Genomic DNA, 8211 nt, shown 5'->3' with positions numbered 1-8211 from the left:
TTGTATTTGAGACAAATTTATTTGGCTCAAATCAAGCTCGCAGCGTTCCACCAGCGCATTTTCCGCAGGCACGAAGAAGCACAACATAACAGTTTTAGAACAAAAAAATAGAACTAGGATAAAATCCCAGCTCCATTTTTCGTTCTGTCATGAAGTGAAAGTCTGAGTGCCACTTCTTTTATTTTAAAGTATTGGTGATAATAAGCGGGAGAAATATTGTTTGAAATGAAGCCAATGGGACTGTTGACGAATCATTGTCATTGTCAGCAATTCAGACTTTTCCATATCACTTTCAAAAATATCGGTTAGCTCTTGACTGATTTGGGCGTCATAGATATAGGCGTTGCATTCAAAGTTGAGTGCATAACTGCGATAATCTTGATTCATCGAGCCGACGAAACAGAATTCGTTATCACAAATAGCTGTTTTAGCATGAAGAAAACCATTCTCGTAAATGTAAATCTTAATACCAGATTCGGTCAATAAATTCGCATAATATTGAGTGGCCCGATAAATAAAAGGATGATCGGGCATTTGCGGAATCATAATTCTAACATCGATTCCAGAACGGGCGGCGATAATTAACGAACTGAGCATCGGTTCATCGGGAACAAGGTAGGGTGTTTGTATCCAAACTGACTTTTTAGCGGTCAGTAGGATCTTCATCATTCCCCCCTTGAGAATGTCCGCCTCACTATCGGGGCCGTCAGAAACAACCTGAATTGGCGTATGACCAACTGCGATTTTGCTAGGACTGGGGAAATATTCGTTTTTGAAAGTGATTCGTTGATCGTAACGTTCGATTGAAGCGTTCCAATCCATTAGGAACCGTTCTTGCAACGCGAGCACACTAGTACCAACAATGCGAAGATGCGTATCTCGCCAATAGCCGAACTTTTTACTGCGGCCCAAATATTGGTCACCGACATTAAAACCACCGGTCCAACCTACTTTACCATCGATAATAACTACTTTACGGTGCAAATGGTAGTTCAGACGGGTTTTACGAATTAAATCCCGCGAGGTAATGAAGGGAACGACTTGACCACCGGCATCTGTTAGTGGTGCGAACCATTTTTTGGTAGCGCCGGGAGAACCCCATGGATCATAAACGAGGCGCACTTCGACACCTTGTTGGGCCTTACGAACAAGCAGGTTTAAGAATTCATTGCCAATGTCATCGTTAATAAACGAATAGTATTCCACGTGAATGAATTTTTGCGCGATTTTAATATCTTTGAATAAATTGTCAAACTTCTCTGTGCCATCGGTGAAAATTCGCACTTTATTATGATGAGTGACTGGGGAATCTTCGGTTCGATCAAAGTACTCGATTAAACCGCGTGCTTCAGCGGTCGTATCATTAGTCGGCTCGGTAGGATTTAACTTCTCCATGTCTTTGATAATTAAATCCTTCAAATGAGTTAAGCCAATATGATCCTGATGACTTAAGACAAATAAATTATCTTCAGCAATACCGCGGCCTAAAAATGCGTAAACTAAAAAGCCTACACCTGGCAACATCACTAGAACTAATAGCCATGCCAGCGTTGAAGGAATACTTCGCGGCCGGTGAAAGACAGTGATGATTGCACCAGTCGTGTTAATAACCAATAGCCCAATAATAATTAGCAACACGATCCGTAGACTCATTAATTAAAACCCCATAATTTAGATAATTGTATATTCTATGCCTTTTCTAGCAAAGAATCAATCACGGCTGCGCCCACCACCGAATAGGAGTACCAAACGTAATAGTTGTAAGAAGGTTGACAAAACGGCAGCAACATAAGTTAGAGCAGCGGCCGTTAAGACAAGACGTACCATTGGCACTTCGTCAACAGTTAGCAGATTGTCGCTTTTGAGAATATTTAGTGCTCGTGCCGACGCATTGAATTCAACAGGCAAAGTTACCAATTGAAAGATCAAGACCAAGGCAAACGCCCAAATTCCGATGTTGATTAAAGTTTGGTTCCAGCTTAACAGCACCCCAATCAAAATCATTGGAAAGGATAAATTAGAACCGATATTAACCAAGGGGAAAATACCCGTACGAATTTTTAAAGGCACGTAGCCAGTGTGATGTTGAAGGGCGTGGCCGACTTCGTGAGCGGCCACCCCAATAGCCGCTACTGAAGTGGAATTATAAGTTGCTTCCGACAAACTCAGCGTTAAATTACTCGAATTATAATTATCAGTTAAATTCCCAGCCACTTTTTGAATGCGAACGTCTGTAATTCCGGCGTTATCAAGAATGGCCTGTGCTGCTTGTGCACCGGTAATGCCGCTGTTGCTTTGTACTTCATCGTAACGTCTAAAAGTGGAATTGACGTGAGCTGAGGCAATCATTGAAATAACTAACCCAGCAATCACTAAAATAAAAGTTGGATCAAAAAATAGTCCGTACATCATTAATGAAACCTCACTTTCTAAAACTATCGTTGCCACCATCTTATAAAAATGGCGTTAATTTGGCGACCGTCTAAAGACTGGTTTTTAAAGAAACAGCACGTTCAATTAACCAATTACCGGTTTTGTCAGGCTTAGAAAAGCCTAGATCAGTCAATACTTGTGGGGAAATTGTGGTTTGATTAGTCGCTAAGATGGTTTCGTTAAAGTCCAATTCAGCAAAGACAAACGTTACTAAGCGTGTTAGTAATTCGGTTTGTTCGAGTTCACTTAAGTTTGGCGGCAAGTACAAGCTTAATTCAGCAGTTTTGGTGTGTTCTTGGAGGTTTGCTAAGCTGGTTAAACCAATTAGCGTCTTTTGCGGACGTTTGAAAATACCCCAAGTTAATTCTTGATTACGCATAATTTTAAGCATCAATTGGCTAATATGTTCAGCTGCCTGGGCAGTTGTTAAGTCAGGTTGTTTCTCAACAGCACGTATTAATTCAGTACTGTGATTAAGTCGAGCAGTTGTTAGCCAATCGAATGTGAAATGTGGTGTCATAATCGGATGATATTTTTCGAATTTCTCCATAAGCTGCCTCCAAGTCTATTTTAAGTTTAGCATAGTTATGATTTGCCATTGTGCTGATTTGCTTAGCAAACACTAAAAAAATCGCGATTACTCAATGATATTTTAAAGTTAGCCGTAACATTTAAAATATCAATCGGATTCGCGAGTTTGCTTGTTTTTATGATGTGGATTTCTCCGTATGCTGACCGAACAGGAAGCGATTAATAATGTTGAGGACATCATCATCATCGTGCATTTTAGAATGTTCAGCATCATTGCCGTGGATTTCAATTTCGTGGAAAGCTTTGACGATTGGTGTGAGAATATAGCGAATCGATTTTGCAGAAATCACACTAATATATTTGTCGGTATTACTGTCGTCATCAATATTGCCATAAATATTTAAAACACTAACGTTGCTGGGAAACCGATCACGATTCAATAGTAGTTGTAAATAGTGGGGATTCATTAAGACAGGTCGTCCAGAAGGTAACAGTCGATTAATGTTGGGCCAATCGCCAAAAGCAACGACGCCATCAAAGGGACCAGCTACGAGCACCAGTTTATTCAGCCGTGGAAAGATCGCGTTATCATAATTACGCATTTCCACGCGTACTAAGGCGGTTGCGCCAATAGAGTGACCGACCGCGTTATATTCTTCGAAGTGATATTTTTCCTTTAATTCTGGTAAAACAATATCTAGCCAGTTAACAATTTGTCGTGTTGGCATCCATTTATCGCGAAAGACCACTTGAACCAACGGATTCGGATCATTAGACCAACGACCTTCATAAGTTAAATTGCCGCGCCAATCAACGAGTACTTTCAAAAAGGTATGAGTAGCCGTGACCCTTTGCGCACTGAGCACCATTTTATTCGTCGTGTAATCGCCACCGCGAAAACCGTGCACATACAGTGTCGGAATTTGTTTCGTGGTTGTGTCGCGTTGTTTAATGCCGTGATCTGGTTGCTGCGCCTTTTGGAATTCTTGTTGTTCAATTTTTGTTTTAACGCGATGTCGCACAGTAAGTAAGCCGCTGGTAGTTAGCAGACCGCTGACAGCTCCCAATGCGGCACAGGCTAACTTATTTTTTGTGCTGGTAATCTGTTTCAATAATATCATCCTAAGGTTAAAATAAGAGTTAGATGAGTGAGCTTGTAAGAGCAAGTACTCAATCATAATTATCGTTCATTTAATCATTATATTAAGGAAATTATAAATTTACAACTTACAAAGGAGTATTTCATGGTGAAAACAAAGTATTATGCCGTTGCAAAAGGCCGAGAAACGGGAATTTTTCGCGATTGGGCCACAACCAAAGCTCAGGTCGATGGTTTTACCGGCGCTCGTTATAAAAGTTTCTCAACGGAGCAAGAAGCCCAATCTTGGTTGGCTGACTTGCAGAAGGGCACACCAATAAACAAGAAAACAACTGCAACAAATCAGCAGTCGACCAGATCATCACAATTTGACGCGGCTAATCAGATTCGCGTTTATACAGATGGCGGTAATCGCAATACCGGTAACGTCCGCGGCGGTCACGTTAAAACCGCCGACTTATCCGCTTGGGCATATTTAATCGTGACGCCTGCAGGTGAGTGTTATGATGATACCGCTGGTGAGCATGGCGCAACGAATAACAAGATGGAATTAACGGCTCTAAAGTCAGCGTTAACTCGTCTGCAACAACTTGGATTACAACAAGCACCCATTTTAATGACCTTGGATTCGCACTATGTGTTAGATCCGATCACCAAAGGTTGGCTAGCCGGTTGGCAACGCCGCGGTTGGAAAAAGTCCAACGGCGAACCCGTTTTGAATTTAGAATTATGGCAGCAAATCAGCGACCTGTTGCCTAACTTTACGCAATTAAACATGCAGTGGGCGAAGGGTCATGCCACTAATGATGGCAATAATTATGTTGATCAATTATTAAATCGAACCATGGATCAAATGTGAACAGTAGAAAAGTAGCTAAGGCCTAAAACTGTTATCATTGCAATTCTTCGCGCTTGCGCAAAGGTTGGAAATAGTGGGTACCGTGGCGGCGAAAGAATACTTAGCGCTGGAACGTAGTGGGCGTCGATTTGAGCCGATTAAAGGGCCAATCGTCTCAAATACGAGCCTTAATGTAGGCAATAAATTGCCAACATTAATGTCACTACTGAGCGGTATTCTTTCGCCGCCACTAATCTGACAAGATGGCAACCTTTGCGCAAGCGCTGAATTGACGAGTGATTGAATTGCCTTCTAATTTTTAGAAGCAAAAATTTGCGGTTAAATCACACCATATCATCTCGTTTGTCAGTGCCGGAGGGAAATCGCGGTCAGCTGTGAAATTGTCGTTAATGGTTTACCATTTACGACAAGGCCGAGCTTTAAGACAATCGTAGATTGGCTTAAAGTCGAGCCCACAGCGTTCCACCAGCGCATTTTCCGCAGGCACGAAGAACCGCAAGATAACAGTTCTAGAATTTAGTCTAAAGTAAGATTCACTAATTTCAGACACAATGCTAAAGTCCAAAGAATGAATATACTCGAATATAATTTCAAAAAGACTCAAATCCAAAAATGGATTTGAGCCTTAATTATTTCAAGAGAAATTGTCAAACTTTTGTCCGGCGTTAACGTTAATGAGTTGCCCGATATCAAGAATTCAGTACGTCATTTTGAGTTATTTCTCAGTTCGCAGTTTTTGAATTGTACGCGTGGCTAGTTATTCGCCTAAATAAGCAAAGACTTTCTTTTCGTCGTAAATGTGGAGCATCTTTTCAAAGACGAAGCGAGAAAGTAAGGCTGTTGCAATTGGAATAACGAACCAAACGACGAGGGCCAAAACAAGGTTTAAACCGGCGTTGATTGAAGCCAACGGGCCGACTAAACCGACTAGTCCGAAACCAGCGGAAGCAGGCGTGCCTAATACGTTAAATAGTGCCACGGGAATTGCAGAAATGATGCTGGTAGTTAAGATGGGTAATAAGATAATTGGGTGTTGGAATAGATTAGGAATCATCAATTTCATTGCGCCTAAGCCTACAGCGATGGTCACGCCAGACTTATTAGTTTTCCAAGAATGAATGACTAGGACGATTGTTGTCACCGCCACGCCCATTGCGGCCGCACCAGAGGAAAGCCCGTTTAATTGAATAGCCATTCCGATTGCGACGGTTGAAATTGGGGTGATGATTAAAGTGGCAAACATACAAGTGATCAGGATACACATCAAAATTGGTTGGAGATTAGTAAATGAATTAATTAAGTTGCCAATCCAAGTCGTGATTTTGGCAACATACGGTAGAATTAAAAAGCCGATCCAGCCGCTACCAGCGCCGATAATAATTGGTGAGAGAACAATCTTGACAGAACCGAATTTATTCCCGATCAACAACGTTAAACCAACGGCTAAAGCTGCAGTTAACATCGTGTTAATTAAGTCGCCAGTACCAGCAGATAGATAAAGGCCAGTTGCTTTAGTGATGGGATGAATAGCGGCGGCATTAAATTGCGTGACGCCAGAACCAACGTAGGCAGCTCCGGCAACAATTGCCATATCTAGCGGTGCTAAGCCGAATTGCAATGCGATTAACGCGCCAATTAATAGCGGCGTTGTACATTGGAAAACGACGAGAACGTGGGTCAGACTTAAGGCAATTGGATTATTACCGAAAAGTTGCAAGATGGCTGCTAAAACAGCATTAGGAATTAAACCGACAATAATGCCAGTGGCCGTCCCAGCTAAAACTTTATTGATAAATACTTTGGGAGTTAACGATGGTGCTGTACTTTGACTCATAGTTGCTCCTCCTTTACTTTGCGCCTAAGACTTGTTCTTTAGCGTGGATTTGTTGAGTTAATAAGGCACAGTATGGTGTCTCAATGCCGTAATTTTGCCCCTTACGCCAAACAGCGCCGTTAATGAAATCAATTTCAGTCAGGCGATGATTCTTAACCAGATCTTGATACATTGAAGGATAGTGAGCTGCGATTGCTGCAGTGAAAGTTGCAGCAATATGTTGATAAACTTCTTCCTCGTCAAGCTTAATGCCTTCATGGGCTGCAACTAAGGCAAATTCATGAATGATTGTGCGCAGAATTGGTTCAGCAACATCAGTTTTGCCGAGTTCACCAATATTACATTCTAATAACGAGCACAAACTATTTAACGTGCCATTAACACAAGCTTTACGCCAAATTGAATATTTAACATTTTCGCTGTAAGTTGGATTTAACCCTGCCTTTTTAAAGGTATCAAGGACTTCGAGCGTGAACTCTTTGCCTGCTGGTGTAAAGTTTTGCAATTCAAGATTGCCATCGCCTAATAATGACAGGTGACCCGGTCCAGTCATTCCGGCAGTCCACATGGTGATACCTAAAATTAGATGGTCAATGTTAACGAAATTCTTCAAGATTTCTTCATGACCAATACCGTTTAATAAGCAAAGAACATAAGTGTTCTTAGAAATGATTGGCTTAACTGCTTCAAACATTGTGGCTAATTGGTTTGACTTGGTAAAGGCAATGATCAATTCAGCCTGGTCGCCAATTTGGTCGATCTCTGCAGGCGAATAGATTGGTAATTGTACCGTGACAGGTTGCCCATTAAAGTCCGCCTGTAAGCCGTGTGCGCGGATTGCATCAATATTTGCTTGCCAACCATCAACTAGCGTAATATCGTTGCCTGCTTGGTGAAGCATCATTGCAAACCGACCGCCCATGCCGCCTGCACCTAAAATTGTAATCTTCATTTTAAATTTCCTCCGATGTGAAATGAATAATTTGTTCATCTATATTATAACTTAGATTGGATTGAAGTCAATATTTGAGACAGATTGTTACTTCTGACCATTTATTGGCAGCGGTGACATTGTTAAATCGGTTATAATAAGCGCTTACGGGCAGATCAAATCAAGAGATGCTTGTGAATAAAAAAATTAAATTAATTTATTTGAGAGAGCATTGCATACTTTTAATCAAAGTGTCGGCTGCCGATGATTATTAAGATAATGAAAATTTCAATTCGATAGTGAAATACTTTGTTTGCTCTTTTTCGTGTCTAAGGAAAATACGCTGGTAGAACGCTGCGAGTTTGATTTGAGCCAAATCAAAAACCGATTTGTCTCAAATACAAACTTTCTTGTAAATGGTAAACCATCAACAAGAATGCCGCGGCTGACCGCGATTTTCCTCCGGCACTGACAAAAGAGATGTGAGGGTGTGATTTAACTTTAAATTTGTACTTTTCAAAATT

General features: G+C 41.2%; 8 protein-coding genes. 2 read left to right on the top strand and 6 right to left on the bottom strand.

The features are described 5' to 3' along the window. Positions 1-183: 183 nt before the first annotated feature. The 4 genes from cls to EKM65_RS10815 all read right to left on the bottom strand — a co-directional run bounded on the left by cls (position 184) and on the right by EKM65_RS10815 (position 4076). Positions 184-1653: a cardiolipin synthase gene (gene cls / locus EKM65_RS10830; RefSeq protein ID WP_125608379.1), complete on the bottom strand. Its 1470-nt coding sequence runs from the start codon at positions 1651-1653 to the stop codon at positions 184-186. Between the two features lie 57 nt (positions 1654-1710). Further along, positions 1711-2409 (bottom strand): zinc metallopeptidase, encoded by a 699-nt coding sequence (locus EKM65_RS10825; RefSeq protein ID WP_125608381.1) that lies wholly within the window; start codon positions 2407-2409, stop codon positions 1711-1713. Positions 2410-2482: 73 nt separating this feature from the next. Beyond that, positions 2483-2983, bottom strand: a complete 501-nt coding sequence (locus EKM65_RS10820) for a GNAT family N-acetyltransferase (RefSeq protein ID WP_125608377.1) — start codon at positions 2981-2983, stop codon at positions 2483-2485. Between the two features lie 157 nt (positions 2984-3140). Next, complete coding sequence (locus tag EKM65_RS10815) at positions 3141-4076, bottom strand: alpha/beta hydrolase (RefSeq protein WP_225420462.1); 936 nt, start codon at positions 4074-4076, stop codon at positions 3141-3143. A 132-nt stretch (positions 4077-4208) separates the two neighbouring features. Here EKM65_RS10815 and EKM65_RS10810 point away from each other — a divergent pair, with 132 nt between their 5' ends. Next, positions 4209-4922, top strand: a complete 714-nt coding sequence (locus EKM65_RS10810; protein WP_125608373.1) for a ribonuclease H family protein — start codon at positions 4209-4211, stop codon at positions 4920-4922. An 82-nt stretch (positions 4923-5004) separates the two neighbouring features. Continuing rightward, complete coding sequence (locus EKM65_RS11375; RefSeq protein ID WP_164506926.1) at positions 5005-5160, top strand: hypothetical protein; 156 nt, start codon at positions 5005-5007, stop codon at positions 5158-5160. 519 nt (positions 5161-5679) lie between these two features. On the opposite strand, the gene EKM65_RS10805 is transcribed toward EKM65_RS11375, so the two are convergent. Then, positions 5680-6756 (bottom strand): PTS transporter subunit IIC, encoded by a 1077-nt coding sequence (locus EKM65_RS10805; protein ID WP_125608371.1) that lies wholly within the window; start codon positions 6754-6756, stop codon positions 5680-5682. 13 nt (positions 6757-6769) lie between these two features. After that, on the bottom strand, positions 6770-7708 hold the full coding sequence (locus EKM65_RS10800; RefSeq protein ID WP_125608369.1) for a 2-dehydropantoate 2-reductase: 939 nt from the start codon (positions 7706-7708) through the stop codon (positions 6770-6772). Positions 7709-8211: the final 503 nt, after the last annotated feature.

It is taken from the genome of Lapidilactobacillus bayanensis, from assembly GCF_003946695.1.
In the GTDB taxonomy this organism is placed as follows: domain Bacteria; phylum Bacillota; class Bacilli; order Lactobacillales; family Lactobacillaceae; genus Lapidilactobacillus; species Lapidilactobacillus bayanensis.
Note: the sequence above shows the minus strand (reverse complement) of the source record. Positions and strands in the feature narration are given on the sequence as shown.